The organism is Desulfallas thermosapovorans DSM 6562 (assembly GCF_008124625.1).
Taxonomy (GTDB): domain Bacteria; phylum Bacillota; class Desulfotomaculia; order Desulfotomaculales; family Desulfallaceae; genus Sporotomaculum; species Sporotomaculum thermosapovorans.
The window spans coordinates 136,704-163,372 of the sequence record NZ_VNHM01000004.1 but is presented as its reverse complement, the minus strand read 5'-3'; the positions used below and the strand labels follow the sequence as shown (position 1 = coordinate 163,372).

The 26,669-nt window shown below is 53.3% G+C and carries 30 protein-coding genes and 1 pseudogene; 7 read left to right on the top strand and 24 right to left on the bottom strand.

Annotation, left to right across the window (positions count from 1 at the left end):
* Nucleotides 1–37: 37 nt before the first annotated feature.
* From atpA to LX24_RS05110, 7 genes are all read right to left on the bottom strand, one after another.
* The gene (gene atpA / locus LX24_RS05140; RefSeq protein ID WP_166511066.1) at nucleotides 38–1,546 is read right to left on the bottom strand and encodes a F0F1 ATP synthase subunit alpha; all 1,509 of its coding nucleotides are present in this window, start codon (nucleotides 1,544–1,546) and stop codon (nucleotides 38–40) included.
* 24 nt (nucleotides 1,547–1,570) lie between these two features.
* Entirely contained in the window at nucleotides 1,571–2,113 is a 543-nt protein-coding gene (gene atpH / locus LX24_RS05135; protein ID WP_166511065.1) for an ATP synthase F1 subunit delta, read from the bottom strand.
* A complete protein-coding gene (gene atpF, locus LX24_RS05130) occupies nucleotides 2,107–2,613 on the bottom strand; it encodes a F0F1 ATP synthase subunit B (RefSeq protein WP_243131624.1) in 507 nt (168 codons plus the stop codon). The genes atpH and atpF overlap by 7 nt, the downstream gene beginning before the upstream one ends.
* A 99-nt stretch (nucleotides 2,614–2,712) precedes the next feature.
* Nucleotides 2,713–2,946, bottom strand: coding sequence for a F0F1 ATP synthase subunit C (gene atpE / locus LX24_RS05125; RefSeq protein ID WP_166511064.1), 234 nt, complete (start codon nucleotides 2,944–2,946; stop codon nucleotides 2,713–2,715).
* Between the two features lie 96 nt (nucleotides 2,947–3,042).
* Entirely contained in the window at nucleotides 3,043–3,792 is a 750-nt protein-coding gene (gene atpB / locus LX24_RS05120; protein ID WP_243131623.1) for a F0F1 ATP synthase subunit A, read from the bottom strand.
* Nucleotides 3,793–3,827: 35 nt separating this feature from the next.
* A complete protein-coding gene (locus LX24_RS05115) occupies nucleotides 3,828–4,265 on the bottom strand; it encodes an ATP synthase subunit I (RefSeq protein ID WP_166511063.1) in 438 nt (145 codons plus the stop codon).
* 137 nt (nucleotides 4,266–4,402) lie between these two features.
* Complete coding sequence (locus LX24_RS05110; protein WP_166511062.1) at nucleotides 4,403–4,630, bottom strand: AtpZ/AtpI family protein; 228 nt, start codon at nucleotides 4,628–4,630, stop codon at nucleotides 4,403–4,405.
* A 520-nt stretch (nucleotides 4,631–5,150) separates the two neighbouring features.
* On the opposite strand from LX24_RS05110, the gene LX24_RS05105 reads away from it, so the two are divergent.
* Together LX24_RS05105 and LX24_RS05100 are read left to right on the top strand one after the other, a co-directional pair.
* Complete coding sequence (locus LX24_RS05105; protein ID WP_166511061.1) at nucleotides 5,151–7,277, top strand: sigma-54-dependent Fis family transcriptional regulator; 2,127 nt, start codon at nucleotides 5,151–5,153, stop codon at nucleotides 7,275–7,277.
* A 6-nt stretch (nucleotides 7,278–7,283) separates the two neighbouring features.
* Nucleotides 7,284–7,520, top strand: coding sequence for a hypothetical protein (locus tag LX24_RS05100; RefSeq protein WP_166511060.1), 237 nt, complete (start codon nucleotides 7,284–7,286; stop codon nucleotides 7,518–7,520).
* A 22-nt stretch (nucleotides 7,521–7,542) separates the two neighbouring features.
* On the opposite strand, the gene LX24_RS05095 is transcribed toward LX24_RS05100, so the two are convergent.
* The 12 genes from LX24_RS05095 to LX24_RS05040 form a co-directional block, all read right to left on the bottom strand.
* On the bottom strand, nucleotides 7,543–8,655 hold the full coding sequence (locus LX24_RS05095; protein ID WP_166511059.1) for a sodium ion-translocating decarboxylase subunit beta: 1,113 nt from the start codon (nucleotides 8,653–8,655) through the stop codon (nucleotides 7,543–7,545).
* A 57-nt stretch (nucleotides 8,656–8,712) separates the two neighbouring features.
* On the bottom strand, nucleotides 8,713–8,862 hold the full coding sequence (locus LX24_RS05090) for an OadG family transporter subunit (protein WP_166511058.1): 150 nt from the start codon (nucleotides 8,860–8,862) through the stop codon (nucleotides 8,713–8,715).
* A 201-nt stretch (nucleotides 8,863–9,063) separates the two neighbouring features.
* Nucleotides 9,064–9,858: an enoyl-CoA hydratase/isomerase family protein gene (locus tag LX24_RS05085; protein ID WP_166511057.1), complete on the bottom strand. Its 795-nt coding sequence runs from the start codon at nucleotides 9,856–9,858 to the stop codon at nucleotides 9,064–9,066.
* 125 nt (nucleotides 9,859–9,983) lie between these two features.
* The gene (gene acd / locus LX24_RS05080; protein WP_166511056.1) at nucleotides 9,984–11,141 is read right to left on the bottom strand and encodes a glutaryl-CoA dehydrogenase Acd; all 1,158 of its coding nucleotides are present in this window, start codon (nucleotides 11,139–11,141) and stop codon (nucleotides 9,984–9,986) included.
* 318 nt (nucleotides 11,142–11,459) lie between these two features.
* On the bottom strand, nucleotides 11,460–12,632 hold the full coding sequence (gene wecB / locus LX24_RS05075) for a non-hydrolyzing UDP-N-acetylglucosamine 2-epimerase (protein WP_166511123.1): 1,173 nt from the start codon (nucleotides 12,630–12,632) through the stop codon (nucleotides 11,460–11,462).
* A gap of 35 nt (nucleotides 12,633–12,667) precedes the next feature.
* On the bottom strand, nucleotides 12,668–12,994 hold the full coding sequence (locus LX24_RS05070; RefSeq protein WP_166511055.1) for a MazG-like family protein: 327 nt from the start codon (nucleotides 12,992–12,994) through the stop codon (nucleotides 12,668–12,670).
* An 11-nt stretch (nucleotides 12,995–13,005) separates the two neighbouring features.
* Nucleotides 13,006–13,446, bottom strand: a complete 441-nt coding sequence (locus LX24_RS05065) for a deoxycytidylate deaminase (protein ID WP_166511054.1) — start codon at nucleotides 13,444–13,446, stop codon at nucleotides 13,006–13,008.
* Nucleotides 13,424–14,701 carry a serine hydroxymethyltransferase gene (gene glyA, locus LX24_RS05060; protein WP_166511053.1) on the bottom strand — a complete coding sequence of 426 codons (1,278 nt, stop codon included), beginning with the start codon at nucleotides 14,699–14,701 and terminating at the stop codon, nucleotides 13,424–13,426. Before glyA ends, LX24_RS05065 begins: the two co-directional genes overlap by 23 nt.
* Nucleotides 14,702–14,822: 121 nt before the next feature.
* A complete protein-coding gene (rpiB, locus tag LX24_RS05055) occupies nucleotides 14,823–15,284 on the bottom strand; it encodes a ribose 5-phosphate isomerase B (protein ID WP_166511052.1) in 462 nt (153 codons plus the stop codon).
* A gap of 255 nt (nucleotides 15,285–15,539) precedes the next feature.
* Nucleotides 15,540–16,007: a low molecular weight protein arginine phosphatase gene (locus LX24_RS05050; RefSeq protein WP_166511051.1), complete on the bottom strand. Its 468-nt coding sequence runs from the start codon at nucleotides 16,005–16,007 to the stop codon at nucleotides 15,540–15,542.
* Nucleotides 16,008–16,104: 97 nt separating this feature from the next.
* Entirely contained in the window at nucleotides 16,105–16,650 is a 546-nt protein-coding gene (locus LX24_RS05045) for a manganese efflux pump MntP (RefSeq protein ID WP_166511050.1), read from the bottom strand.
* Between the two features lie 77 nt (nucleotides 16,651–16,727).
* The gene (locus LX24_RS05040; RefSeq protein ID WP_166511049.1) at nucleotides 16,728–17,810 is read right to left on the bottom strand and encodes an L-threonylcarbamoyladenylate synthase; all 1,083 of its coding nucleotides are present in this window, start codon (nucleotides 17,808–17,810) and stop codon (nucleotides 16,728–16,730) included.
* A gap of 584 nt (nucleotides 17,811–18,394) precedes the next feature.
* Between LX24_RS05040 and LX24_RS05035 the strand changes: the two genes are divergently transcribed.
* Both LX24_RS05035 and LX24_RS05030 read left to right on the top strand, forming a co-directional pair.
* Nucleotides 18,395–18,715, top strand: a complete 321-nt coding sequence (locus LX24_RS05035; protein WP_166511048.1) for a hypothetical protein — start codon at nucleotides 18,395–18,397, stop codon at nucleotides 18,713–18,715.
* A gap of 45 nt (nucleotides 18,716–18,760) precedes the next feature.
* Nucleotides 18,761–20,686 (top strand): annotated as a pseudogene (locus tag LX24_RS05030) (ATP-binding protein); the annotation flags it as partial.
* A gap of 16 nt (nucleotides 20,687–20,702) precedes the next feature.
* Here LX24_RS05030 and prmC read toward each other — a convergent pair.
* The 4 genes from prmC to LX24_RS05015 form a co-directional block, all read right to left on the bottom strand.
* Nucleotides 20,703–21,572 (bottom strand): peptide chain release factor N(5)-glutamine methyltransferase, encoded by an 870-nt coding sequence (prmC, locus tag LX24_RS14925; protein WP_243131622.1) that lies wholly within the window; start codon nucleotides 21,570–21,572, stop codon nucleotides 20,703–20,705.
* A 1-nt stretch (nucleotide 21,573) separates the two neighbouring features.
* Nucleotides 21,574–22,641, bottom strand: a complete 1,068-nt coding sequence (prfA, locus tag LX24_RS05025; protein WP_166511046.1) for a peptide chain release factor 1 — start codon at nucleotides 22,639–22,641, stop codon at nucleotides 21,574–21,576.
* Between the two features lie 81 nt (nucleotides 22,642–22,722).
* Nucleotides 22,723–22,923 (bottom strand): 50S ribosomal protein L31, encoded by a 201-nt coding sequence (rpmE, locus tag LX24_RS05020; protein ID WP_006522307.1) that lies wholly within the window; start codon nucleotides 22,921–22,923, stop codon nucleotides 22,723–22,725.
* A gap of 140 nt (nucleotides 22,924–23,063) precedes the next feature.
* Entirely contained in the window at nucleotides 23,064–24,302 is a 1,239-nt protein-coding gene (locus LX24_RS05015) for a radical SAM family protein (RefSeq protein ID WP_166511045.1), read from the bottom strand.
* 284 nt (nucleotides 24,303–24,586) lie between these two features.
* On the opposite strand from LX24_RS05015, the gene mntA reads away from it, so the two are divergent.
* The 3 genes from mntA to LX24_RS05000 are packed head-to-tail and all read left to right on the top strand — an operon-like array spanning nucleotide 24,587 to nucleotide 25,650.
* Nucleotides 24,587–24,997 carry a type VII toxin-antitoxin system MntA family adenylyltransferase antitoxin gene (gene mntA / locus LX24_RS05010; RefSeq protein ID WP_166511044.1) on the top strand — a complete coding sequence of 137 codons (411 nt, stop codon included), beginning with the start codon at nucleotides 24,587–24,589 and terminating at the stop codon, nucleotides 24,995–24,997.
* A 57-nt stretch (nucleotides 24,998–25,054) separates the two neighbouring features.
* Complete coding sequence (hepT, locus tag LX24_RS05005) at nucleotides 25,055–25,462, top strand: type VII toxin-antitoxin system HepT family RNase toxin (protein WP_166511043.1); 408 nt, start codon at nucleotides 25,055–25,057, stop codon at nucleotides 25,460–25,462.
* Between the two features lie 35 nt (nucleotides 25,463–25,497).
* Nucleotides 25,498–25,650, top strand: a complete 153-nt coding sequence (locus tag LX24_RS05000; RefSeq protein WP_166511042.1) for a hypothetical protein — start codon at nucleotides 25,498–25,500, stop codon at nucleotides 25,648–25,650.
* Nucleotides 25,651–25,672: 22 nt separating this feature from the next.
* Here the strand turns inward: LX24_RS05000 and LX24_RS04995 are convergent, their stop codons facing one another.
* A complete protein-coding gene (locus tag LX24_RS04995) occupies nucleotides 25,673–26,581 on the bottom strand; it encodes a M23 family metallopeptidase (RefSeq protein ID WP_166511041.1) in 909 nt (302 codons plus the stop codon).
* Nucleotides 26,582–26,669 lie beyond the last annotated feature (88 nt).

Here is a 26,669-nt window from a genome sequence, read left to right as displayed (position 1 = left end):
GTGTATCACCACCTCGCTATATCATTCGCCGGGCGCTTTATTTAACAAAACTGTCCTTAAATTCCTTAATGGCAGCCATGAGCTTTTGTTCGATATCCTTGGTGATTTCCTTTTTCTCGCTTAATTCCTGGCGCACATCGGCTTTATTGCTCTTGATAAATTTGAGCAGTCCCGCCTCGAAGGGGAGTACCTTCTCCACCGGCAGGTCGTCCAGGAAGCCCTTGGCACCGGCGAAAATGGAGATGACCTGGTCTTCAACGTCCATGGGTACATACTGGTCCTGTTTGAGCAGTTCCACCATGCGCTGACCACGGGTCAAACGGGCCTGGGTGGATTTATCCAGGTCGGAACCAAACTGGGCAAAGGCCGCCAGTTCACGGTACTGGGCCAGGTCCAAACGCAAAGTACCGGCCACCTGTTTCATAGCTTTAATCTGGGCCGCGCCACCCACCCGGGATACCGAGATACCCACGTTAACAGCGGGACGTATACCGGCATAGAACAGGTCGGGCTCCAGGTAAATCTGACCGTCGGTAATGGAGATAACGTTCGTGGGAATGTAGGCCGAAACGTCACCGGCCTGGGTTTCAATAATGGGCAGCGCCGTCATGGAACCAGCACCCCGTTCATCACTGAGCTTACAGGCACGTTCCAGCAAGCGGGAGTGCAGGTTGAAAACGTCACCCGGGTAAGCTTCCCGTCCGGGAGGACGGCGCAACAGCAGGGAAAGTTCGCGGTAAGCGGCCGCTTGCTTGCTCAGGTCATCGTATACGATCAGCACGTGCTTGCCCTGTTCCATAAACTCTTCGCCGATGGCGGCACCGGCAAAGGGAGCGATATACAGAAGCGGTGCCGGTTCGGAAGCGGTGGCGGATACGATGATACTGTATTCCATGGCCCCGGTGTCCTTAAGTTTTTGGTGCACGTTGGCCACGGTGGAGTTCTTTTGACCCACCGCCACGTAGATGCAAATAACGTCTTTACCCTTTTGGTTGATGATGGCGTCCACCGCAATGGCGGTTTTACCGGTTTGGCGGTCGCCCAGGATCAATTCCCGCTGGCCGCGGCCGATGGGAATCATGGAGTCAATGGCTTTAAGGCCGGTTTGTAGAGGCTCGTGCACCGATTTCCGTTCAATAACACCGGGAGCAATACGCTCAATCGGGCGGAATTTATCAGTGTTGATGGGTCCCATACCGTCCAGGGGTTGGCCCAGCGGGTTAACCACGCGGCCAATCATGGCGTCACCTACGGGCACGGATATAATCCGGCCGGTACGTTTAACAGTGTCGCCCTCTTTAATGTGGGTGTAGGGTCCCATAAGCACGCAGCCGATATTGTCCTCTTCCAGGTTCAGGGCCATACCCATTGTGCCGCCGGGGAATTCCAGCAGCTCGCTGGCCATACATTCTTCCAGTCCGTAGACCCTGGCAATACCGTCACCCACCTGGATGACCGTGCCAACGTCACTGACCTCAATTTCGGCTTTATATTTCTCGATTTGCTGCCGAATGATCGAGCTGATCTCTTCAGGTCGCAAATTCATCTACTGTTTCACCCCTATCCACTATTAACTTATTTGTCTGAGGTGCTCGCGCAGGGTTTGCAAGCGGGTACGCACGCTGCCGTCGATGACCTTGTCACCGACGCGAACCACCAATCCGCCCAGCAATTCTTTATCCACATTATAGCTGAGCTTAACCTTCTTACCGGTGGACTTGGCCAAAACCGCAGCCAGTTTTTTCTTCTCCTCTTTGGTCAGTTCCACCGCCGATGTTACCTGAACATCACTGATATTGCGGGCCTTATTGGCCAAACCGGTAAAATATGCGGTTATATCGGCAATGTATACCTCCCGCTGGCGATCCACAACAAGACCAAGGAAATCCATGGCAATACCGGATATATGATCTTTAAAGAGGCCATTTAGCACTTCTTTTTTTTCAGCAGCGGTAATCCGGGGATGGAACAGCACCTTTTTCAGCTGTTCAGATCCCTCAATCACTTCCACTACGGACTTTAATTCAGCTTCCAACTGGTCAACCAATTTCTCTTTCAGCGCAATTTCATAAAGTGCCTCGGCATAACGCCCAGCTACAGCCCCTTTTAGCATGGCAGATCCCCTGCCTCTTTGATAAACTCATCAATCATGCCGCGCTGCACATCGGCAGTAATTTTTTCACTGACAACTTTGCTGGCCACCAGTATGGATAATGTAGCCACCTGGTCGCGCAATTCTGCAACAGCTTTCTCCTTCTCCCTGTTAATATCCTGCAAGGCGGATTCCTTGATGCGGGCGGATTCAGCCTTGGCGGATTCGATAATCTCCTGGGCTTGCACTTCAGCAGCTCTGGTCGCCTTCTGGACAATTTCCTGGGCTTCGGCTTTAGCTTTGTTTAATTCGTCCAGATACTGCTGGCGCAGTGCTTCGGCCTGTTTTCTTTCTTCTTCGGCCGCCGTCACACTGTTGGCGATATAGTTTTGCCGCTCTTCGAGGATTCTGACTATGTGCGGGTATACTACAACACGCAGGAAAATTAATAACATAATAAAGTTAAAAACCTGTGCCACCAGTGTATTGTTCAAGCCCAGAGCATTTATAACACCATCCACAACTTACCCTCCTTCCTTTAGGGCGTGGACAAAAGGAAGGCGATAGCGGGTTTGGCCCGCTACACCGCCTTTCGCCACATAATTCCTTGCGAGAAAGAACTAACCCATTCTACCCATTAAAATAAATGCGATAACAACGGCGATAATGGGCAGTGCCTCGATCAGACCTACGGAAATGAACATCATGGTCATCAGGTTACCCCTGAGTTCGGGTTGGCGGGCGATACCCTCCACAGTTCTACCGGTAACCAAACCGTTACCAATACCAGCGCCAATGGCTGCCAGGCCCACGGCCAGAGCAGTACCGATTGCAGCAGCAGCTGCTAATTCCATATTTTTCCCCTCCTTTCTCCTCAAAATTTAAACATAAATTATGGTGGCATATCTCTGTATATATGGTGAGATATAAACTGGTTACCGTAAAAAGCGTTAATGTTGATCAGTGGTCGCCTGTGAAATATAGGCTATGGTCAACATGGTAAAGATAAATGCCTGGACGAAACCGACAAAGATACTGAATGACAACCATACGACCGATGCGACGAAACCGCCGAAAATAGTGGCAGTCAGGGGGATTAACCCTAAAAGCACCGCGATAAGGACCTCACCGGCATATATGTTGCCATAAATACGAAAGCCCAGTGTCAGAGGCTTGGACAATTCCTCGACAATGACCAGTGGCAGGAAGAATACAAAGGGCTCTATGAAGTGCTTGAAGAACTTAAGTTTTTTGTAATAAAGACCTAAAATCTGTACCAAAATGAATACTGAAATAGACATCCCCAGTGTGGTGTTTACATCCGCCGTAGGTGACATCATAGTGGGGATAAGCCCCCACAGGTTACTGAACAGCAGATAGATGAACAGGCTGAAAACCAGGAACATCAGGCTGTTCGCTTTCTGGGTGCCCAGGTTTTCAACAGCCAGGCCCCGCAGGAACTGGAACACCTCTTCCACCATCAATTGCATCTTGCCGGGTCGTTTTAATTGCATGTTACGGGTGGCCGTAACGGTGAACAATATCACCAGCCCCATCACAACCCAGGTCATGACCAGTGTTTTCAGGTTTACGGGACCGAACCCCAAATCCACCGGCGCTTCGGGAAACCCCCAAAAGTTTAAATCATGGTGTACCCTGGTTAACATATCCTGACTTGCATGACCTGCATCTGCAGCCAACTCTCTCTCACCCCTTTCCCTTTAAAAAAATATTTTTATATTTTATCAACGGCATCATGCGCCGTATAATAACGGTACAGCGCCAAATTGGCATCCACCGTGGTAATAAGTGTGGGCAGTAAAATCCCCGCCCCCACACCGTAAACATTCAAGAAATCAATTTGGCTGGCCAGGGCACAGATGCCGATGATCATCCCCATCCGGGGGTAAAAGCCGGCCTGCATAAAAAATACAGCCTGCCGGTAGGAAGCGCCCTTATCGATGATTAACTGGGACAGGGTGTTGATACGCCGGGCCAGGAAGAAAATATTCAGCAGGCCGAAAACACCGCCCACGAGATAACCAAGGATCAATGCATCCCCGGGATTAATGATCAGCCCCGGAGATACGAGCACCATGGTAATAACCATCGCCTTTTTGGTGCGGGTAAACTGCTGGTCTATATTTCTTATGGGTGTTGGTTTGAACAGCAATTTTATCGCTCCTTAACCTACTTTTTACCCCGCTGACACTTGCTTGTTTCCTAATTTATGTAAGGCGGCATTTATTATTTATTTAATTAAACCGTAAATAGCCGGTGTCATCCCGGGGGAATCCCTTGCAGGCCGTCTCAACCGGGGAAAAACCGCTGCAGCGTTTTAACTATCCCCATAATGCCCAGGCCCACGCCTGCCAAAACACCGGCCACCAAAAACCAGGGTTCGGTGCCCAGCTTGTCATCCAGCAACCTGCCACCGTAAAATCCCAAAAGGGTAGTGATGGCTAGCTCGGTGCCGATGGTGGTGGTGACGGCTATGGCAGTCAGTGCCCCGTTTTTCTTACCCTTTGGTTCCCCCACAATAACCACGCCTTAATTTTGCGAAAATTGTCGTATAAAATGCATTTTATTGTCGCGCACTTTACATTTCGCTTAATGATTAGATTTCTACAAAAAAGATAGTATTCCTTCAGGGAGATCCGCACTTTTTGTAAATTTATTTTGCGCACTGTGTCGAACTTTATTTAACCCCATAACACAAACCATCCTACCAAAAATTGTATGACGGTATGTATAATTATATGATAAAATGCTGCTTTTCAAACAAACTCCTTTAAAGGATTCTCCGCTAAAGCTTTTTTTCCTTCAGTCTCTATGGATTATACAGGCCTTTTTGCACCACAAAATCTGGCATTATTGTTCGTCTTTAGCCTTTCAAACCACCACTGGTTATATGCATTACTGCCCCTTATTTGGTGCCGGGTGTTGAAAGGGGCACCAAAGCAAAAGGCAGCAAACCGGACCTTTTCGAACAGCCTGTTCAGGCGGTATAATTATTAAAAATATTCGCATATTACAGGGAGCCAAAGGCGGTGATAAAATGTTGGTAAAGGATATCATGCTCCCAAGCAACACCACTGTCAACCCGGAGCAATCCGCCCGTGAAGCCTGGCAAATTATCAGCCGGGCCGGGCTCATCGGCGTTCCCGTCACGGACCACGGCGGCCGCATCACCGGCATTGTGTCCCGGGACGAAATAATAAACGCCGGTCCCCGGGTACTGGATGACAACGTGAAAGTGCGAGACATCATGCAGCGGGAAGTTTGCATACTTAAAGAGGACGCCCCCCTTTCCGACGCCTGGACCCTGCCGGCCAATGTTATTCCGGTGGTGGATGATAGCGGTCGCTTTACCGGCATACTGGACCGCTCGGAAGTGGGCCATACCCTTTTTAAAATGGCCGCCCAAATGCTGCAGCAGGCTGAGACCATTTTGGACTCGGCCCATAACGGCATCGTGGCCATTGACAAGGATGGCATTGTCACCACCTTCAACCTGGCGGCGGAAAAGATCACCCGCCGCAGAAAAAGCGAGGCCCTGGGCCGCCACCTTTCCCAAGTTATCATTCCCCAGGGACTGCTGGATATTCTGGAGCACGGCAATTACCAGTCTCAATATAAATTCTCGGTGGAATATTCGTCGGGTACGCACATCTACCTGACCAATCGCAGCCCCATCATTGAAAACGGCCGGGTGGTGGGGGCCATCGGCGTGTTTCAGGATATATCGGAATTTGAATTTATTTCCGAGGAACTAAGCTCGGTCAAGCAGTTGAACAGGGAACTGGAAACCATCATCGAATCATCCTATGACGGCATTATCATCACCGACCGCCAGGGAAAAATAATCCGGGCCAACAAGGCCCATGAACGCATCACGGGCCTGCCCGGGGCCAGCATACAGGGCAAGACCATGGCGGATCTGGTAACTGCGGGGGTTTATGCCCGGTCCGTGGTGGATGCCGTAGTTGAACAAAACGGGGTCGTCACCTTGTCTCAATTGACCGCCCACCGGAATCAATTGCTGATTACGGGCAACCCGGTGTATAACCAGCGGGGTGAAATTGAGCGGGTGGTCATCAATATTAGGGATATGTCGGACTTGAACAGCCTGAAAAATCAATTGGAACAGAGCATTGCTTTGAGCGAGCGTTACCGGGGTGAACTAAACCAGCTGCGCAGCAAATTGATCCACCAAACCGGCATGATTGTCAAGTCCACCAAAATGCAAAAGGTGGCGGAGATGGCCCTGCGTCTGGCCCAGGTTGATACCACGGTGCTGCTGCTGGGGGAATCGGGCGTGGGCAAGGAAGTGGTGGCCAAAACCATCCATAAAAACAGCAAAAGGGGCAGCGGCCCCTTTATCACGGTAAACTGCGGTGCCATACCCGAAAACCTGCTGGAATCGGAAATGTTCGGCTATGAAAAGGGTGCTTTCACAGGGGCCGGCCGGGAGGGCAAGCCCGGTATGTTTGAACTGGCGGATAACGGTACATTGTTCCTGGACGAAATCGGCGACCTGCCCCTGCTATTCCAGGTTAAATTACTGCGGGCATTGCAGGAAAGGGAAATTACCCGTATCGGCGGGACCAAATCCCGGCCGGTGGATGTACGAATCATCGCGGCCACCAATAAACAACTGGAGGAACTGGTCAAGGAGGGCAAATTCCGGGAGGATTTATATTTCCGGTTGAACGTGGTGCCCATTACAATACCGCCCCTGCGGGAGAGAAAGGACGATATCATCCCCCTGGTCTACTGGTTTAAAAAGCAATTTGAAAAGTTGTATAACATTAAAAAGGAATTTGCTCCCGCGGTGTTCAAGGCGCTAGTGGAATACCACTGGCCGGGAAATGTGCGGGAAGTCAAGAATGTGGTGGAGCGGCTGCTGGTCACCTCCGCCGGGCCGGTTATTCAATCCGTGGAAATACCGCTGGACATGGCACCCCCGGTACTACCCGAGCAACTGCCCGGCGGGCAAAATCACATAACCGTGCGGGGGATTATTCCATTGAAAGCAGCCCAACTGGAACTGGAACGCCAGCTTATCGGAGCCGCCCTAAAAGAGCTGGGCAGCACTTACAAGGCCGCCAGGGCGCTGCAGGTGGACCAGTCCACCATTGTTCGCAAGGTAAACCGCCTAAGAGAGCAGGGGCTACCCCTTTGAGCACTGTTGCAGCAGCATTATAACGGTGCCGGCTACGACGGTGCCGGGCGTTGTTTCAACCTTGGAACACCCGGCACCAATGCCGGGGAGCGGGAACTACCGCCTTTATCCGTGGCGGCAGAAAAGCCCGAGCTTGGCGCAATGGCGGCGGGCAGCCTTTCAACCTGTATAAATAAAATTACCGGGCTGTGTAACAGACAGCCCGGCATTTTATTGTACCGTCAAGGTAACATATCTAATTAGTTGTTTAAATCAAGGGCTAAGGCTACATGATCGCCGCTATGAAAGCACCGGCGGCTACAGCCGTGCCGATAACACCGGCCACGTTGGGTCCCATGGCGTGCATCAACAGGTAATTTTGGGGGTTGGCCTCGGCACCCATGTTATGGACCACCCGGGCCGCCATGGGTACGGCGGACACGCCGGCGGCACCGATAAGGGGATTGACCTTATTTTTGACGAACAGGTTCATCAGCTTGGCGATCAATACACCGCCCGCTGTAGCAAAGGCAAAGGCCACCACGCCCATGGCAAATACGCCGATGGTTTTTGGGTTCAGAAAGGTTTCCGCCGTCATGGTGGAGCCAACGCCCAGCCCAAGGATAATAGTAACGATATTCATCAACTGATCCCGGCTGACATTGGTCAACCGTTCCACCGCACCGCTTTCCATGAACAGGTTACCCAACATGAACATGGCAATCAGCGGTGCTGACTTGGGCACCAGCAGCATAACAATAATTGACGTAATAATGGGAAAAATAATTTTCTCCGTTTTGCTGGGCATGCGGGTCATCTGCATCACCATGGCCCGCTCTTCTTTGGTGGTGAGTAATTTGGCAATGGGCGGAATAATTATGGGCACCAGTGCCATGTAAGAATACGCCGCCACCGCCACCGAGCCCATCATGTGCGGGGCCAGGTTGGCGGAAAGGAATATGGAGGTGGGGCCGTCGGCACCACCGATAATGCCGATACAGGCCGCTTCGGCAACGGTGAAACCCACCAGCAGGGCCCCAAAGAATGCTGCATAAACACCCAGCTGGGCAGCCGCTCCCAGCAGCAGTGTTTTAGGATTGGCCAACACCGGACCAAAGTCGGTCATCGCCCCCAGGCCGAGGAAAATAAGGGGCGGGATCAATTCATTGGCAATGCCGTAATGATAAAAGATATAAAACAGTCCACCCTCTTCCAATAGGCCGGTCAGGGGAAAGTTGGCCGCAAATATCCCAAAGCCGATGGGCAGCAGGAGCAGCGGCTCAACTCCCTTCTTGATGGCCAGGTAAAAAAGGACAAAGGCAACCAGCCACATGGTCACATTGCCCAGGGTCAGCTGCATAACCCCAATTCCACTAAATATTTCTGCCAGCTGTTCCATGAATAGAGAATCCTCCTAATGATATGATTTAATAAGGCCTAATTCAATTCAACTTATTCAGGTATTTTGTTTTTGGGATTGCTTTTTAGCCTGGCTGTCTATAACCATACCGGTGATTTGTACTCCGATTTGTAGCATTATCAGTACCGCAAAAACAGATACAATTCCCGATATAGCCACCGATGCGGCCATACCCCAGTCAACCATACACTTACCTCCCTATGCAAAGTTTTTTCAAAATCTTTCACGAATTTTCGTATTTCGCTGCACAATATTGATTTTCCTGCCAGAACTAAGTGTTAAATGATAGAAGATTAACGGTGAAGTCCCTAAACTGGTACCGGGTGTTGAAGTGTTGAAAGTTTTAACTTTCAACATTTCAACACCCGGTACCATCAGCACAGGTCTTTACTCGTCCCTGGTGGTAAAATTGGGCTTGCGCCTTTGGGCAAAGGACTTTATGCCTTCGGCGTGGTCTTCGGTAAACTGTACCACGGCAAAGTGGGATGAAATCATGTCCAGGGCCGTGCGCAGGTCTGTTCTCATGCACTGGTACACAGCCCGCTTAATGGCCCTGATGGCCACCTCCGGCCCCGTGGCCAACCTTTCAGCAAAGGAATAGGTTTCGTCCAGCAATTTGTCCCCGGGGTAGACCCTGTTCACCATGCCGATACGCAGAGCTTCCCGGGCATCAATAAAGTCACCGGTCCAGAGCAGTTCCAGGGCTTTGGCCGCGCCAACCAGCCGCGGCAGAAAATACGCGCCCCCATCTCCCGGCACCAGGCCCACCTTGACATACCCTTCGGAAAAACGGGCGGTGTCAGCGGCGAAGCGCAAATCACACATCAGCGCCATGTCCAGGCCCGCCCCCACGGCCACACCGTTTACCGCGGCGATAACAGGCTTATCAAGGTCTTCCAGGGTCAGCGCCACCCGGTGCACGTTTTTCCATAAAAAATTTTTACTATCCAGGGGCGTCTGGTCCTCGGGTTTGAGGGTGCCGACGTCGCCGCCGCTGCAAAAGGCATTACCCGCGCCGGTCACCACCACCACTTTTACAGCGGGATTGCTGCGGCATTCCTCCAGCGCCTCCACCCACTGGCGGATCATGTTTAAATTGAAGGCATTCTTTTTTTCCGGCCGGTTCAAAGTTATTGTTGCTATACCGTCCTGCAGGTTAAATAATATGTCACGACTTTCCACTCAAAGCCCTCCTTTAATCCTTTTCGGCTTGTTTATTAAATTTCCTATTTTTCTTCAGGTGGGGTAGAATCCCCACCTGAAGCCCGGTGCCCAGCTTTAACTGAACGAGTTTATTAATTATACGGTTAACGGTTGGCCTTGCGGTATCCGAGGGCATCCTGGGCAATGATAAATTTCTGTATATTGCTGGTGCCTTCAACAATTTGATAGGATTTGGCGTCGCGGTAGTAGCGGGCCACCGGGTATTCCTCGGAATAACCGTAGGAGCCGAAAATTTTCATGGCGCAATCCGCATTATAGTTGGCCGCTTCGCCGCAGTAGTATTTGGCCATGGAGGTTTCCAGGGTATGGGGTTTGTCCTGGTCCTTGAGCCAGGCCGCCTTGTACAGCAGCAAACGGGCCGCTTCGGTTTTAACGATCATCTGGGCAATAAGATCCTGGTTCATTTGAAATTTACCAATGGGCTGGCCAAATTGCACCCGCTGGTTGGCGTATTGCAGCACGGCATCAATACAGGCCTGGGCCACGCCGAGGCCGCCGGCGGCACAGCCCAGACGGGTGTCGTTAAGCTGCTCCATGCAGATTTTAAAGCCCTGCCCTTCTTCACCAAGCAGCGCTTCCCGGGGCACAGGGGTGTCTTCAAAGGTAATCACGCCCACCGGGGCGGCCCAGGTGCCCAGCTTTTCGGTGATGGGTTCCACGGTTATACCGGGGGATTTCATATCCACCGCAAATGCGGACATGCCCTTGACCCTGATTTCGGGGTTGGTATAGGCATATACCAGGGCCACGTCGGCCACGGGAGCATTGGAGATCCACATTTTGTCACCGTTTAGCACGTATTTTTCGCCATCCCAAATAGCTCTGGTTTTCATGCTGGCCACATCGGAACCGGCATTGGCTTCGGTAATGGCAAAGCAGCCCATTTTACTGGCATCCACAAGGCCGGGCACCCATTTTCGCTTGGTTTCTTCATTGCCATAGCGCAAAATAGTCAGCGCGGGGCCCAGGGCGTTCATATTGAAGGGCAGGCGCATGGAACTGTGTACCCGGGCTATTTGTTCGGCAATGAGAGTAATGGCCAAAAAGCCGGTTTCATTGCCGCCATATTCCTCGGGCACCACACAGCCAAAGAAACCCAGTTCGCCCATCTTTTCAACGATATCCCGGCGGAACCGGTGGGCCTTGTCATCCTCGTCCACAGTGGGGGCAATTTCCTTAAGGGCAAAATCCCGGGCCATCCTTTGAATATCAAGCAACTCCTCGGTTAATTCAAAATGCATCTTTAATCCTCCCTGTTATTCATTAGCTTGTTTGTTCATTTTCTCCCTCAATCAAATATTTAATTTTCAAATTTATTGTGCAATATATATGCCACCAGCAAAAGGCAGCGCAGCGGGAGGCAGCCAGGGCAGGGAAACCCCGTATTGCAACGATTTAATTTTTTTGCCGTGCTATGGTAACAAAAAACCGGCTTTGGTATCGCAAAGCCGGTGCTGCACTATTGCATCATTAATGCACTTTTGCAAGGTAATATCAGTAAGAGGGCTATACACAGCCATTCCCGGTCAATGCAATTTTGCATTGGAGGAATGCACCCTTTACAGCCCGAATTCCGCAGGCCGCTCAGGGGAAAGTTTAAAAGCGTGCCTGATGGCCTGCACTATCCGGTGGCAGGCCCGGCCGTCGCCGTAGGGGTTGACCGCCTCGGCCATGGACCGGTAATAGGTTCGGTCGTCAAGTAAACGCTCGGTTTCGCTGCGCACCGCGGCGCGGCCGGTACCCACCAGGCGCACCGTGCCGGCCTCCACGGCCTCGGGGCGCTCGGTGGTGTTGCGCAGCACCAGCACGGGCTTACCCAGGGAAGGGGCCTCCTCCTGCATGCCCCCGGAATCGGTGAGCACCAGGTGACAGCGGGCCATTAAGTTAACGAAGGGCTCGTAATCCATGGGCTCAATTAAATGCACCCGGGGCGAGTTACCCAGCACCTGTTGCACCACCCGGCGCACGGCTGGGTTTTTGTGTACCGGGAAAACAACCCGCACATCGGGATGGGTTTGCAAAACATCCCCCAGGGCCAGGTAAATATCCCGCATGGGGTCGCCCAAATTCTCCCGGCGGTGGGTGGTGATCAGAATCAACCGGTGGCGATCAAAATCCAGCCCGGCCAGCAGCGGGTCGTTGAATATGTACCCGGGACGCACCGTGGCCAGCAAAGCGTCAATCACGGTATTACCCGTGACATAAACCCGTTCCGGGTCCACTCCTTCCCGTAAAAGGTTGGCCCTGGCCCGGGCGGTGGGGGCAAAATGCAGGTCGCACAGCGCCCCGGCCAGGCGCCGGTTCATCTCTTCGGGGAAGGGGGAATACTTGTCACCGGTGCGCAGTCCCGCTTCCACGTGCCCCACCGGTACCTGCATGTAATAGGCGGCCAGGGCTGCCACAAAGGTGGTGGTGGTATCACCATGCACCAGCACCAGATCCGGCTTTTCGGCCTCCAGCACCCCCTGCAGGCCGGCCAGTGCCCGGCCGGTGATATCAAACAATGTCTGCCCGGTCTGCATAATGTTCAAGTCGTGGTCGGGCACAATATTAAATAGCCGCAGCACCTGGTCCAGCATTTCCCGGTGCTGGGCCGTCACAGCCACCCGGCACTCCAGCCCCCCGGCGCTTTTTAGCGCCTGCACCAGGGGGGCCATCTTGATAGCTTCGGGCCTGGTACCAAAGACCACCAGGATTTTGGGGTCAGGCTTAAAGTTTGTTAAACTAACCATATTATCTCCATATCCCAATTTCTGCATTATAAATCCTACTCATCACCCGGCCCGTGCACCAGGTACCCTTTGCGCAGCAACTTGGCCATATGCTCATCCAGGGCCTTTTCGATGCTGACGCCGTAGTTTTCCTCCAGCACAAACATCATGGAAACGGCAGTCTGGGCCACATCCAGCAGTTCCCGGGTAATACAGGCCAGCGCTTCGCTTTCGCTGGCGGTGCGGCTTTCCCCGCTCATGCCCCGCAGCTTGCCGATGGCCTGGGCCAACTCCCCCGCCTCTTCCATCAATTTAAGGGCGGTGGACTCCATGGTGGGGGTTAAATTATTCAATTTGGGCAGGGCGATGATCTTCTTTTGCATTTACTCAGACCTCACAGCCGTACCAGTTCGATGTTACATTCAAGTAACACATCCAGGGCCATCCGGTCGGGATAGGCTCCCCTGAAAACCACCTTGCTGATCTGGGCATTGGCAATCATTTTGGCGCAGAGCACGCAGGGCTGGTGGGTGACGTAAAAAACGCCCCCTGCAATGGAGATGCCGTGGAGGGCAGCCTGCAAAAGGGCGTTTTGTTCCGCATGCAACCCCCTGCAAAGCTCATGGCGCTCACCGGACGGTATCCCCTGCTTTTCCCGCAAACAGCCTACTTCCAGGCAATGGCGCATACCGGCGGGGGCACCGTTATAACCTGTGGCCAGGATACGGTGATCCCGCACGATCAGCGCCCCCACCTGGCGGCGCAGGCAGGTGGAGCGCCGGGACACCACACCGGTTATCTCCATAAAATACTCATCCCAACCGGGGCGCTGCATACATACCACCTTCTTCATACAAAGGGAAACGCCGGCACAAATCGGCGGCCATGGCCCTGGCCTGTTCCCGGCGACGGGCATCATTGCCGAAGCTCAGGGCCAGGTGAATGATCTCGGCCACTTCAACCATTTCGGCCTCCTTCAGACCCCGGGTGGTTACAGCGGGGGTACCGATACGAATACCACTGGTTACCATGGGGGGCTGCGGGTCAAAGGGAATGGCGTTTTTGTTCAGGGTTACACCCACTTCTTCCAGGGTATGTTCGGCCTCCCGGCCCGTTACCTGCTTGTTGCGCAGGTCCACCAGTATCATATGATTGTCGGTACCGCCGGAAATAAGTTCAAATCCACGCCGGACCAGTGCTTCGGCCAGCGCCCGGGCGTTTTTGACTATTTGCTGCTGGTATTCCTTAAAACCGGGCTGTAGCGCCTCGCCAAAGGCCACTGCCTTGGCCGCAATGACGTGCATCAGCGGGCCGCCCTGAATGCCGGGGAAAACCGCCTTGTCCACGGCGGCACCGTATTTTTCTTTACACAGTATCATACCGCCCCGGGGACCCCGCAGCGTTTTATGGGTGGTGGTGGTAACCACATCGGCATGGGGAACGGGGCTGTTATGCAGGCCCGCCGCCACCAGACCGGCAATATGGGCCATGTCCACCATCAGGTAAGCACCCACGGCGGCTGCTATTTCAGCCATCCGGGCAAAATCTATCTCCCGGGGATAAGCACTGGCTCCGGCAACGATCATCCGGGCCTTGCTTTTCTGCGCCGCTTCCATAACTTGATCATAATTGATACGGCCCGTGCTTTGTTCCACACCGTAGGAGACTATGTTAAAATACCGGCCCGAAAGATTCAGCGGGCTGCCGTGGGTCAGGTGCCCCCCGTGGGCCAAGCTCATGCCCAATATGGTATCGCCCGGCTGTAGCAGGGCGAAATAAACAGCCATATTGGCCTGGGAGCCGGAATGGGGCTGCACATTGACATGCTCGGCACCAAAGATTTCCTTGGCCCGCTGGATGGCCAGCGTTTCCGCCACGTCGACAAAGGAGCACCCCCCGTAGTAGCGCCGCCCGGGCAGCCCCTCGGCATATTTATTGGTTAGCACCGTACCCTGGGCCTCCATGACAGCCCGGCTGACAATATTTTCCGAAGCAATCAGTTCCAGGGTGCTGCGCTGCCTGTTCAGTTCCTGTTCTAAAACCCGGGAGATTTCAGGATCCACCTGGGCAAGGGGGCTGTAAAAACTCATTCCACTTCCTCCTAAACTTATTCAACAAAACTGTTTGCCTGTTAAAACAGCATGCCAGCATGTCTTTAATTAATTATTATTTGGTTCATCATGACCGGGTACCTGCGTTTTGCTGTTGCTGTTACCGCTTCTCTCCGGCGGCAATTTCCCTTTCCAGGGCCGCTATTTTTTCCAACCTGCGGGCGTGCCTTCCCCCGGCGAATTTGGCATTGAGCCAGGCTCCCACAATATCCCGGGCCAGGCCGGGGCCGATGACCCGCTCCCCCAGGGTGATAATATTGGCCATATTATGCTCGGTGGCCATGCGGGCGGAAAAAGTATCGTGACAAAGGGCGGCCCTGATGCCGGGTATTTTGTTGGCGGCTATACTTACTCCGATACCGGTGCCGCAACATAGCACGCCCCGCTCAAATTTACCGGATGCCACCGCTTCGGCCACCGCCCGGGCAAAATCGGGGTAATCCACCGAATCATTGGTATATGTACCGAAATCATGGTAGGCGATGCCCTGTTCCTCAAAGTATGCTATAAGTTCGTTTTTTAATTTAATACCTCCATGGTCACTGCCAATGGCCACCTGCAATATTGACACATCCTTCAAAAGTATTAAAAGCGCCAAGCTCTTTGCCGCACAAGACAAAATCCAACCGAAGGCTTGTCACCACGCGCGGCATAACTCATCACCCGGCTTTAACCAAAAATTATTCTACAATATTTGCCCCGTTTCCTCCATAATCGAGTCGAAATATAAAAGTTACCAGTATGTAAAAATAACGGGCGAGGAATTACCAAATGAGTTAATTATAATATTAAAATGCTATGGTTGCTTTAACAAACTTTAAGCCTGACCCCCTAATTTTCGCAGCATGGCCCGGGAGAGGTTGTCCAGCTCGCCGGCCACAAGGCGGTAAAACTCTTCGCTGGCACCGAAGGGGTCCGGTATATCATTGCCCGAACCCGCATATTCGGATAGAGTATATATTTTACCCGCTGCACCGGGCATGAGCTGTTTTAAATTATCCCGGTGCGTGCGGGTCATGGTCAGCACCAGGTCCGCCTGTTCAATATCCTCCGGGCCGAGCTGGGCCGCCTTGTGCCCGGTCAGGTCAATGCCCATTTCCTTCATTACATTAACGGCCTGGTGGGCGGCGGCGCCGCCCGGCAGCGCGGCAATCCCCGCCGAGGCAAATTCTATATCCTCCCGCCCCGGGAAGAGCTCGGCCAGCGCCCGGCGGGCCAGCGCCTCGGCCATGGGACTGCGGCAGGTGTTACCGGTGCATACAAAAAGGATTTTCCTTTTGGCCATAACCATCCTCCTTTATACGGGCTGTTCCAAATGAGCCATACCCGCTTGTGATCTCTACGCCGGCCGGCTTGTGCGCTTTCACGCAGGTGCCGCGCTTTTAGGATAACACCATGTGTATCCCGATCCCGATCAACAGTATACCACCGCCCAGGACGGCCCGCCGGCCCACCCGGACACCGACAAAACGACCAAGAACAAGGCCCGCAAAGGTCATCACCCCGGCCACAATACCAATCACTCCGGCGGTCAGGAGCAGGTTAACCTGCCTGGTGCCCAGGGAAAATCCCACACTCAGCGCATCCATGCTGACACTGGCCGCCAGCAAAAACAACCCCCAGGTATTGACCAGCACCACTTTGGGATCCAGAGAGTCACCGCCCTTGATTGAGGAGCGGATCATTTTAACACCAAGGTATACCAGCAACAATGCGCCGGCAATGCTGGCGGCCCGTCCCGCCAGTGTGCCTATGAATTCACCGGCGTACCAGCCCATCAGGGGCATAACGACGTGAAACACCAGCACGGTAACGCTGACCACCAGTATCTGGCGGCGGGTAATGCCGGCCGTACCCAGGCCGAGGCACATGGAAAAGGCGTCGGTACCCAGGGCCACGGCCAGGGCAAGCAGTGTATATAACTCCAAAATATTTCCTCCAACATGCTTTCTATGTAAAATTCCTCTTATTATATTTATGCAGTAAAAGTTGGTTTTATCTGTAATTAACGGTTTATCGTCACCACGTGTCCTCCCGCAGCACGGTACAGCCTGTTCATCACCGCCAGGCCCAGGCCGCCGGGGGGCATACCTTCGGCCAGTATCACATCCACCCCCAAACGGTCGAAACGACGCAGGGAATCGTACAATACAGCGGCCACCGTACCGGGATCGGAACGTTTACCGGCCACCACTACGGTATATCCCTGTCCATGGTACAGGGGTGCTGTCTCACTGTAGGCCAGTATGCCCACCTTGCGCCCCCCCGCGGCCAATCGCCGGGCCTCCGCCAGTACACCGGCCGCCACTTGCCGGTGATCAGGCCCTGCATAGAGTACCAGCGGGGCCCGGGGGGCGTAGTGAGTATATTTCATCCCCGGCGACCGGGGCCTGTCCCCGGGCCCGGCACCGCCGTCAACCGCCGGGTCCACGGCCACCGGGCCGAGCACTTCCTCCAAATCCCGCCGGGTCACGCCGCCGGGGCGCAAAATCACCGGCCGGGGGCCGGAAAGGTCCAGCACGGTGGATTCCACCCCCACGCCGGTGGGTCCTCCATCCAGCACCAGCTCTATTTTCCCGGCCAGGTCCTCCAGCACGTGGCCCGCCGTGGTGGGACTGGGCCGCCCCGAAGCATTGGCGCTGGGGGCCGCCACAGGTACACCCGCCGCCCGGATCAAGGCCAGGGCCACAGGGTGGCCGGGCACCCGCACCCCCACGGTACCCAGGCCGCCGGTCACCTCCGGGGGAAAGGCATGCCCGCCCCTTAAAACCAGGGTCAGGGGGCCGGGCCAAAACCGCGCCGCCAGTTCGGGTACCACGGATGGAATTTCCTCTATATAGCGACCAAGCAGCCCGGGGCTATCCAGGTGTACAATCAACGGGTTATCCCGGGGCCGCCCCTTGGCCACGAAAATACGGGCTACGGCCCGGGCGTCCAGCGCGTTGGCGCCCAGGCCGTAAACCGTTTCAGTGGGAAAAGCCACCAAACCGCCTTGCCGCAAAACCACACCGGCCTGCTGGATTAAGCCGGTTTCCGGGTGTGCGGGATCCACCGGCAGGCAACGGGTATTACAATTTGCCAACTCCATCTTACACCCTTCCCCCAAAGATCCGCTTTGCCCCTTAAAGCCCGGCGACCGCCGCCAGACCCGGGCAGGCCAAAGTTGCAAGCGTAGTTTCCTCTGGAGTAGTATACCACAAAGGACCAGGTGATAAAAGAACGGCAAAAATGTACCGGAATAGCTATACAAGTAAATAATCCCTTGACGGTTTATTAAACCGGGGTCGAAAAACCTTTATTTTTCAAACTATTTGTTGGAAATAATTTTCTTTTTCTTGCAGGTTTTTTTAGTTTTCAAGTGTAAACCTTCTACAAATACTACAATTTTACATTGTTCACCTGACACTGGCAGTCATACCCGGAAGGGAATTGATATTTTATGTCAAAGACAATACGGGTTATATCCCGTTACCTGGCCAGGAAAGCGGTTTGAATTCCGAAGTTTATATTTATGCCATTAAAGTAGTGCCGCTGAATGCCAATCCAATCGGTTTCTGTTTTTCCCTTCAGGTTTCCCCGGTTGCCATAATGGATTTTTCAGGGGTTATTAATTATAATTAGAAAGGAGGGGTTGGTAAAAATGAAAAAAAGCTGGCATTTGCATGCCGGCTATTGATAAACCTAAACGGCGTGCCGGGCATGCACACGGCAGTGGCCACCTTGACACCGGCACCGCTGGTATTTTTATTTTACCGGACACCCAAGCACCTGACCCTGGCTGTAAGCATTATTTGCATGGCCTTTATCACGCTGGGCGAGCTACTGACTTACCAGGCCCCGGCAATATTCTTCAGCCTGGAAATTAGTGAGCTGTCCAATCAAAAATTACTGTGGTTAATAGTCAACCGGCTACCCATCATTGCCACGGCTTTAACCGCTTTTTGGCTTTCCAAAACCAGGTGGTACATGAAATACGGTGCAATCAATCACTGAGGCACGGTAAACACCGTGCCTTTCACACGCACATACTGGGGGATTATGGTCATGAAGCTGGAGAAAGGTTTGATTCAGCTCAGAGAATGTTACATTTTTGCCCATCTGACCTATTGCATATTATCGGCTTCTTATTTGATGGGTTGGGTAAAAACCATCCAACTAAGCCAGTCAAACACCCAATTACGTATCCTTTGGCTGGCCTGTATGATTGCCGTACTGGCCCTGATACCGATCCAGCACAGGATTATCACCAAAACATTTTACCGTGTGGAGCAAGGATTATTATGGGATAAGATTATCTACAGCTTCACCATCTGCGCTGTTTACCTGCCCATTGTCCAGGTATTGCCCGGCGGTGCAGGAACGGGTATTTTGGTTATTGTACCGGTAATATTAAATTCAATTATCTGCGGCACGGTATACGGCATTGGCACATCACTGGTGATTTCAGTCTGGATATTAACGTCTCAAATCAGTGCAATTATAACGTCCCCGGAATTACTGACCAGCTATATAATTAATTTGTTGCTGCTTATCAGCACCGCCTGGTTTGTCGGCCAATCCTTTCAGTATATTAAAAAGCTATTTTACAATCTGGTGGAAAACGAGCGGCACCGCAATGATTTACTGGATAACCTGGGCGTTGCCACCCTTTATATTGACAATTCCGGTGATGTTGTATTTTGCAACAAGCGTTTCATTGATTTATTCGGCTCAGCTCAATTCAACAAGATCAATGTTCGAGACATCATTGAAAAGCATCTACCCTTTATACATATCGACAGTAACATTACCAAGGGTCAATTAGCCGGTTTTCTGCTGAAAATCCCTCCGGCATTCGGCCAGGCGGTGGACCAACGGGGCAAACAGCTGCCGGTGCAATGCTTTACTCACCCGGTAAGTTCCGGACTGGACGGGAAAAACGATATCGTTATCTGTGTGCATGATATTTCCTTATCCAAAACACTGGAAACCGAACGGGCCAGGTCAAATTACTTTTTTGATTTTTTCAATACCGGGTTAATTGTGACCGACAGCTCGGGAAAAATTATCGAAGCCAACCCCAGGGCTGAAGCATTGTTGAATATCAACAAAGACAACATATTAAACGATAACCTGGGCAACTTCATCAGCCGTTTAACAGGTTACCAGGCAAGCTTCGCCTTGCAGCAAAGCGCGAATTATGAAGTGGAGATAGAGAGCCGCACCATACTGCTGCATTGCACCGAGTTGAGCGGCACCACCCGGGATAGACTGGGCGGTTTATGTATTGTAGACGATATTACTGAAAACAAAGATATGGAGAGAAAAGTGCAGCGTTCGGCCACACTGTCCGCCATCGGTGAGCTGGCGGCCGGTACTGCCCATGAAATAAGGAACCCCCTGACATCAATCAGAGGATTCCTGCAGCTTTTGCAAGAAAAAAAGGAAGCCCGCATCGGCGATTACAATAATTATTTTACCATTATGCTACGGGAAGTGGACCGTATCAACAGTATTACCACCGAGTTTTTAAAACTGGCTCGAACGGAAAAGCCGGTTTTAAACAGGGTCAGTTTAACCGGGATTACCAACAGCATTTGGGAACTGCTTCAAAGCGATGCATTGTTAAAGGATATAACTCTGGTCCGTGAGCTGGATCCCCATATCCCGCCCATCATGGGCAACGACGATTTAATCAAGCAAGCAATCATCAACCTGGCTCAAAACGCCCTGCAATTCACCAGCCGTGGGGGAACCGTCAAGGTGACGGTGTCGAAAAACAACCGGAATGTTGTATTAACCGTCGCAGATAACGGCTCCGGTATTGACCAGTCCATATTGCCCCGCATTTTCGATCCCTTCTTTACCACCAGGGCCGAAGGAACCGGTTTGGGGCTGGCCATTACCAGTAAAATAGTCAACGACCTTGACGGCACCATCAGGGTAACCAGCCGGCCCGGCCAGGGTACCTCCTTCAGTATTAAATTCCCGGTAGCCGACCCTAACTATACCTCGTCCCCCAGACCAGGCGCGGGTGACCGGCCAGATCCCGTAACAGCCGGACCCGCCAACCCGCAGGCGCCAACAGAGACAAAGCGGCCTGCGCCTGTTCGGGCCCAATTTCCATGAACAGGTGCCCGCCCGGTGCCAGCAAAGTGCCCGCCCGGGGCACCAGGCGGCGGTAGAGTTCCAAACCGTCAACCCCGCCATCCAGGGCCAGAACGGGTTCATATTGACGCACGTCCCGGGGCAATCCGGCCAGGTCACGGCTGGGTATATAGGGCAGGTTGGCACATATTAGGGCCACTGACCCGGCGGGCAGCACCCCGTCAAGGGGGGTAAGCAAATCACCGGCATAAAAACTTACCGGTACGCTGTGCCGGGCGGCATTGGCCCGGGCCATATCCAGTGCCCGGGTTGATATGTCCGTGGCATACACCCGGGTACCGGGCGGTGCCAGGCGGGCCAGGCTTACCGCCACCGCACCGCTGCCCGTACCCACATCCACCGCAATCCGCTCTTCCCCGGACCAGCCGGCCAGAACCGCTAGGGCCTTTTCCACCATCAACTCGGTTTCAGGCCGGGGAATTAAAACATGGGGCCCAACCATAAAGTCAAGCCCCATGAATTCTTTATGTCCCGTCAGGTAGGCCACGGGTTCACCGCCCGCCCGGCGCCGGAGCAATGCCCGGTAGCGCAGGCGGCATTCCTCGCTAAGCACCAGGTCGGCCTCCCGGTACAGGTACACCCGGTCCCGCCCCAGCACATGGGCCAGCAACACCTCGGCGTCCAGCCGGGGGGTGGGGGCTCCGCTGTCCTTTAAATACCGGGCCGCCCGGCCAAGGCACTCCCGCAGGGTGTTGCCCGGCATGTTAATCCACCTGCTGCAGGCGCTCGGCCTGGTCGGTGGTTATAAGGGCATCCACCACTTCCTGCAAATTACCCATGAGCACTTCCTGCAGCCGGTGCAAGGTCAGCCCGATGCGGTGGTCGGTGACCCGGTTTTGGGAGAAATTATAGGTGCGGATACGCTCGCTACGGTCGCCGGAACCCACCTGGGATTTACGGGCCGAGGCCATTTGCTGCCGCTGTTCCTGCTGGGCCTGGTCCAATAGCCTGGCCCGCAGCACCCGCATGGCTTTATCCTTATTTTTATGCTGGGACTTTTCATCCTGGCAGGAAACCACTATACCGGTGGGGAGGTGGGTTATCCGCACCGCCGACTGGGTGGTGTTCACCGACTGCCCGCCCGGCCCGGTGGAACAAAAAACATCAATGCGCAGGTCGTTTGGGTTGATGTCCACGTCCACCTCTTCGGCCTCGGGCAGCACCGCCACAGTGGCGGCGGAGGTATGAATACGACCGCCTGACTCGGTGGTGGGCACCCGCTGTACCCGGTGCACACCACTTTCGAATTTAAGCTGGCTAAAGGCCCCTTTACCCTCAATGAGAAAAATTATTTCCTTGACACCGCCGATGTCGGTGTAATGGGCATCCATAATCTCGGTGCGCCAGCCTTTCAGCTCGGCAAAACGGGTATACATGCGAAATAAATCGGCCCCGAAGAGGGCCGCCTCTTCACCGCCGGTACCGGCCCTGATTTCCATGATCACGTTTTTATCATCATTGGGGTCTTTGGGTAGCAGCAGCACTTTAAGCTTGCCTTCCAACTCTTCTTTTTTACTGTCCAGCTCTTCTTCTTCCAGTTCCGCCATTTCCCTCATTTCGGCGTCCAGTTTGTCCTTGAGCATTTGCCGGACGTCTTCCAGCTCTGTTACTACCTTCTTATACTGGCGGTAGACGGTTACCACTTCACTTAATTCCGCATGGGACTTGACATACTGCTGCCAGCGACCCTGGTCCTCCATTACTTTGGGGTCGGCAATCAGCTCGCTCAATTCTTCATATTTTTTTTCCAGGCTTTCCAGCTTATCCAACACTGACCTCACCTCTGTTTAAACTGGCACGGCATACCTAAAAACAAATAAAATAAAAGCAGAGCACCCGCCCTGCTGATAAGACTATTTTAAGCCATACTTTTTGCGGAATTTTTCCGCTCGCCCGCCTGTTTCAACGGTCCGCTGGGAACCGGTGTAAAACGGGTGGCATTTGGAGCAAATCTCCACCTTGATTTCCTTTTTTGTGGAGCCGGTGGTAAAAGTTTCACCGCATACGCAGGTTACTTTAGCTTCTCCATACTTGGGATGAATTTTTTCCTTCACTGGGGCTCACCTCTTTCCGGTAAAATATATATGGGCAATCCGACAATAGCTTAAAACGAATATCTTTCCGTGTAAGACACTTAGTTATTATAGCATAACAGGGTTTGTCAAGCAAGAAAATATTACAATGACCAGGGAAACTACACCGGCCTTGAAAAGTTACCCAGCTCTAATCCCGGAATACCCCGCAGCGCCTCAATGAGCCCGTCAATGCCGCATATTTCCCCCGCGGCGGGTACGAAGCGGAAAAGAAAATCGGGGTCAATGTTTAAATTGCGCAGCTGCACCTTGTTCACACCGTTATCGGTAATAAATTTAACCATCGCCTCAATTTCGATGTCGCGGTCATTAAGACCGGGCAGCACCAGCAAGTTCAGCGACACATACACCCCCCTGGAGCGGGCGATGCTGATGGAGCGGGCCACATCGGCCAGGCGGTAGTCCCGGGGCCGGTAGTAGGCCTGGTACACCTGCTGCCGGGCACTGATCAAACTGACCCGCAGGGAATCCAACCCGGAGCGGCAAATTTTCTCCACCCCCCGGGTATACCCCCCGTTGCTGTTCATATTAATGGTGCCCCGGCCGGTTTTTTGCCGCACCCGTTCAATCACCGGCGCTATATCGCCCGCCGCCAGCGCCGGTTCCCCCTCGCAGCCCTGGCCAAAGCTGATGATTCCCTCCGGGGCGTGCAGCAGGTGGTGCAAAGCCACTTCCACCGCCTCGGAACCGGTGGGTTTAAAGGTGAGCCTGCTCTGGGGGGAGGGACAACACTCGGCGGGCTGCAGCGATATACAGCCCAAACAGCGGGCGTTGCAGGCCGGGGACATGGGCAGTCCACCTTCCCAGCGGGTGTAAAAAATATTTTGGGCGGTATAGCAGCTATACTCCAGGGCGCAGTGGGCCAGCTGGGCCAGTATCCGGTTTTTCGGTGCCCGGGCCAATCTCCTTTGCACCAATTGCGGCAAATCCGCCGTGTTATAATGTACCGGGTCCCAGCGGTCCGGCTCATCGGTGCGGGTGGCGGCCACATAAACCCGGCCGTCCCGCCAGGCCACCGCGGCATAACCCAGCAGGGGCAAGGGCTTGCCCGCCCGGCGCCGGTACCCGGGCAGCAGGGTGCGGGTATATCCCTGGGGCAGCAGGGCACCCACGGCCAGGGCCGGCCCACCTCCGCCGGGCACCCGCTGCAGCAGCTTGAAGTCACCGCGCCCGTCCATACCCACCGGAGTGCTGCCGGGTAACAACGTTAATGACGCCCCCGGCGGCAGCTCCAGCATATCTTCTTCAACTATCTCCACCAGGCGGTCACCGGTGCGGCCCACCGCCCCCAGCCCGTGGTCGTACATACGCCCCTGTTCATCGGCATACAATAATTGCATGACACCTGGCACTCCTGTTTTTCAACATTTTTTGTCTTGATCCACTTCAATTAAGTATAATGCAATTTGCCACGCAGGTGAAGCGGGTTGCCCGCCATGCAGTCGCCTATGGCAAATTATTATACCCGTGCCAGGCAGTCCTTGCGGCACCCATTTTTTGCTAGTATAATAAGATAACTATGTTATAGTTCCCTCCCTTTGCCTGAAAAACAGGTTTTGGTGCCGGGTGGTTTTTTCGAACGGACCCTTTAAAATAAAGTTTTATCATCAGAAGGTGTTTTTTATTGTATCTGGATAAGCACAAAATTGAGCTAATCAAGGCATATTTAGTGGAAAAAATAGCGCCTTATTTAATTATTGTTTTCGGCTCGGCAGCAGCGGACAAAATGCTGCCCACAAGCGACGTAGATATTGCCTTTTTGGCCGAAAAAAAATTCAGCGGCTACCGGCTGTTTATGATTGGCCGGCAACTGGCGGACAAACTTGGCCGGGATGTGGATTTGGTGGATTTACAATCCGCCTCCACGGTATTTCAGGCCAGGGTAATAACCACCGGAAAGATTATTTATTGTACCGACGAGACCAAGCGCATGTTATTTTACATGCTCACCCTGAAAAAATATGCCCGTTTGAATGAAGAACGCCGCCCGGTGCTTGATAAACTGTTAGCCGGGGGAAATAAATCCCACTGCTAAACAGCGGCTGGAACAACAACTTTAATTCATAGCCAGTGACAAAGGGGATTTTATACCATGACCAGTGATGTAATAATGAACAAAGTAATGACTATTAAACGCTGCATTAACAGGATCCATGAGGTATATGACAACAATCCGCGCAATTTATCAGACTATACCAAACAGGATTCCATAGTATTGAATATCCAGAGGGCCTGCGAGGCGGCCATTGACCTGGCCATGCATATTGTGGCCGAAAGGGACCTGGGCCTCCCCCAGAGCAGCCGGGAGGCCTTTGATTTATTACAGCAAAATGGTATCATTAACCGGGAGTTAAGTGCAAAATTGAAGGCTATGGTGGGCTTTCGCAACATTGCAGTGCATGATTACCAGGCTCTCAACCTGGATGTGGTACAGAACATTATCAATAAGCATTTGACGGATTTTAGCGCCTTCGCCGGTCGGGTATTGACCTTAAAGTAAAAAGTCTTTGCCCATCGCGGGCGACTTCCTTTTTTATGCAAGGCAGATACCCCGCCGGTGCTGTTGACAAACCCAATGGTGCCGGGTGCCTGCCGGTTGAAAGTTTTAACTTTGAACCGGCAGGTACCCGGCACCAGAGCAAGAAAGGCACCAGAGTAAAAAGTCAAACTTTTCGCCCGGTACGGTAAAAAGCATGCACTGGTTATGCTGTTAAGAATATGCCCGCTCCAGGCAAAGCAGCGGGTCCACCGGTGTACCGTTCAGCAGCACTTCAAAGTGCAGGTGCGGCCCGGTGGAACGACCGGTGCTGCCCACCAGGGCGATGCGCTGGCCGGCGGTTACCCGCTGCCCCTCACTCACCAAAACCCGGGAGTTATGGGCGTAAAGGGTGCGCAGCCCATTGCCGTGGTCGATGATTACCGTGTTGCCGTAAGTACCCCGCGGCCCGGCAAACACCACTTTTCCTTCCCTAACGGCCCGCACCGGCTGCCCATGGTCGGCGGCGATATCCAGCCCTTCATGCATGGAACCGTCCCGTATACCATAGGGGGAACTGATCCAGCCCACCACGGGCCATTTAAGCTGGCTCAGGGGCAAGCCCCGGGAAACCTGGCCCTCCGGGCCACCCCGGCCCGCCGGGATCAGCAACTGCTGCCCGGCCAGCAGGCGATCCGGGTCATCCAGATCGTTCATTTCCACCAGCTTTTCCTCCGGCACCCCGAACCGCACGGCAATTAAGCTGAGGGATTCGCCCCGGCCCACCTGGTAGGGTATCACATTGCCGGGCAGCATCAACACCTGCCCTTTAATGATATGATTATCATCCTTTAGATTATTAAGCTCCACCAACTGCTTTACATCGAGATCATACCGCGATGCAATATGGCTCAGGGTGTCCCCCTTTTGCACCACATAAACCCCGGGCACAGCCGCCACCGGCTGGTTCGCGTCCTGCCGCCCGGTTTGGCCGGCCACAGGTTCTGTCACATATGGTGCATCAGGGCTCAACAGTTCATCCAACCTGGCCTGGGCCGGCTTAAGCCCGGCGGCCAAAAAGCCCGCCACCAGCAAAACTGCCAGGCCCGCAATGATGATGTTATTTTTACTGCATTTAAACATTTTCTCCCTTAACCTCTCCCGCAATAATTAAAAAAATAATATACAATATTAGACTTGTCATCACCTTTAATTATTGCCAGGCAAGCCA

Bases quoted from the DNA above. Each gene is read 5' to 3' on its own strand.
- LX24_RS05040 (WP_166511049.1), bottom strand. From the start codon at position 17,810: ATGGAGTTGGCAAATTGTAATACCCGTTGCCTGCCGGTGGATCCCGCA.
- atpH (WP_166511065.1), bottom strand. From the start codon at position 2,113: ATGCTAAAAGGGGCTGTAGCTGGGCGTTATGCCGAGGCACTTTATGAA.
- acd (WP_166511056.1), bottom strand. From the start codon at position 11,141: ATGCATTTTGAATTAACCGAGGAGTTGCTTGATATTCAAAGGATGGCC.
- LX24_RS05105 (WP_166511061.1), top strand. From the start codon at position 5,151: ATGTTGGTAAAGGATATCATGCTCCCAAGCAACACCACTGTCAACCCG.
- prmC (WP_243131622.1), bottom strand. From the start codon at position 21,572: ATGCCGGGCAACACCCTGCGGGAGTGCCTTGGCCGGGCGGCCCGGTAT.
- atpE (WP_166511064.1), bottom strand. From the start codon at position 2,946: ATGGAATTAGCAGCTGCTGCTGCAATCGGTACTGCTCTGGCCGTGGGC.
- hepT (WP_166511043.1), top strand. From the start codon at position 25,055: ATGACCAGTGATGTAATAATGAACAAAGTAATGACTATTAAACGCTGC.
- LX24_RS05015 (WP_166511045.1), bottom strand. From the start codon at position 24,302: ATGCAATTATTGTATGCCGATGAACAGGGGCGTATGTACGACCACGGG.
- wecB (WP_166511123.1), bottom strand. From the start codon at position 12,632: ATGGTTAGTTTAACAAACTTTAAGCCTGACCCCAAAATCCTGGTGGTC.
- LX24_RS05050 (WP_166511051.1), bottom strand. From the start codon at position 16,007: ATGGCCAAAAGGAAAATCCTTTTTGTATGCACCGGTAACACCTGCCGC.
- LX24_RS05090 (WP_166511058.1), bottom strand. From the start codon at position 8,862: ATGGTTGACTGGGGTATGGCCGCATCGGTGGCTATATCGGGAATTGTA.
- LX24_RS04995 (WP_166511041.1), bottom strand. From the start codon at position 26,581: ATGTTTAAATGCAGTAAAAATAACATCATCATTGCGGGCCTGGCAGTT.
- atpA (WP_166511066.1), bottom strand. From the start codon at position 1,546: ATGAATTTGCGACCTGAAGAGATCAGCTCGATCATTCGGCAGCAAATC.
- LX24_RS05095 (WP_166511059.1), bottom strand. From the start codon at position 8,655: ATGGAACAGCTGGCAGAAATATTTAGTGGAATTGGGGTTATGCAGCTG.
- LX24_RS05065 (WP_166511054.1), bottom strand. From the start codon at position 13,446: ATGCAGCGCCCCGGTTGGGATGAGTATTTTATGGAGATAACCGGTGTG.
- glyA (WP_166511053.1), bottom strand. From the start codon at position 14,701: ATGAGTTTTTACAGCCCCCTTGCCCAGGTGGATCCTGAAATCTCCCGG.
- LX24_RS05000 (WP_166511042.1), top strand. From the start codon at position 25,498: ATGCAAGGCAGATACCCCGCCGGTGCTGTTGACAAACCCAATGGTGCC.
- LX24_RS05070 (WP_166511055.1), bottom strand. From the start codon at position 12,994: ATGCAAAAGAAGATCATCGCCCTGCCCAAATTGAATAATTTAACCCCC.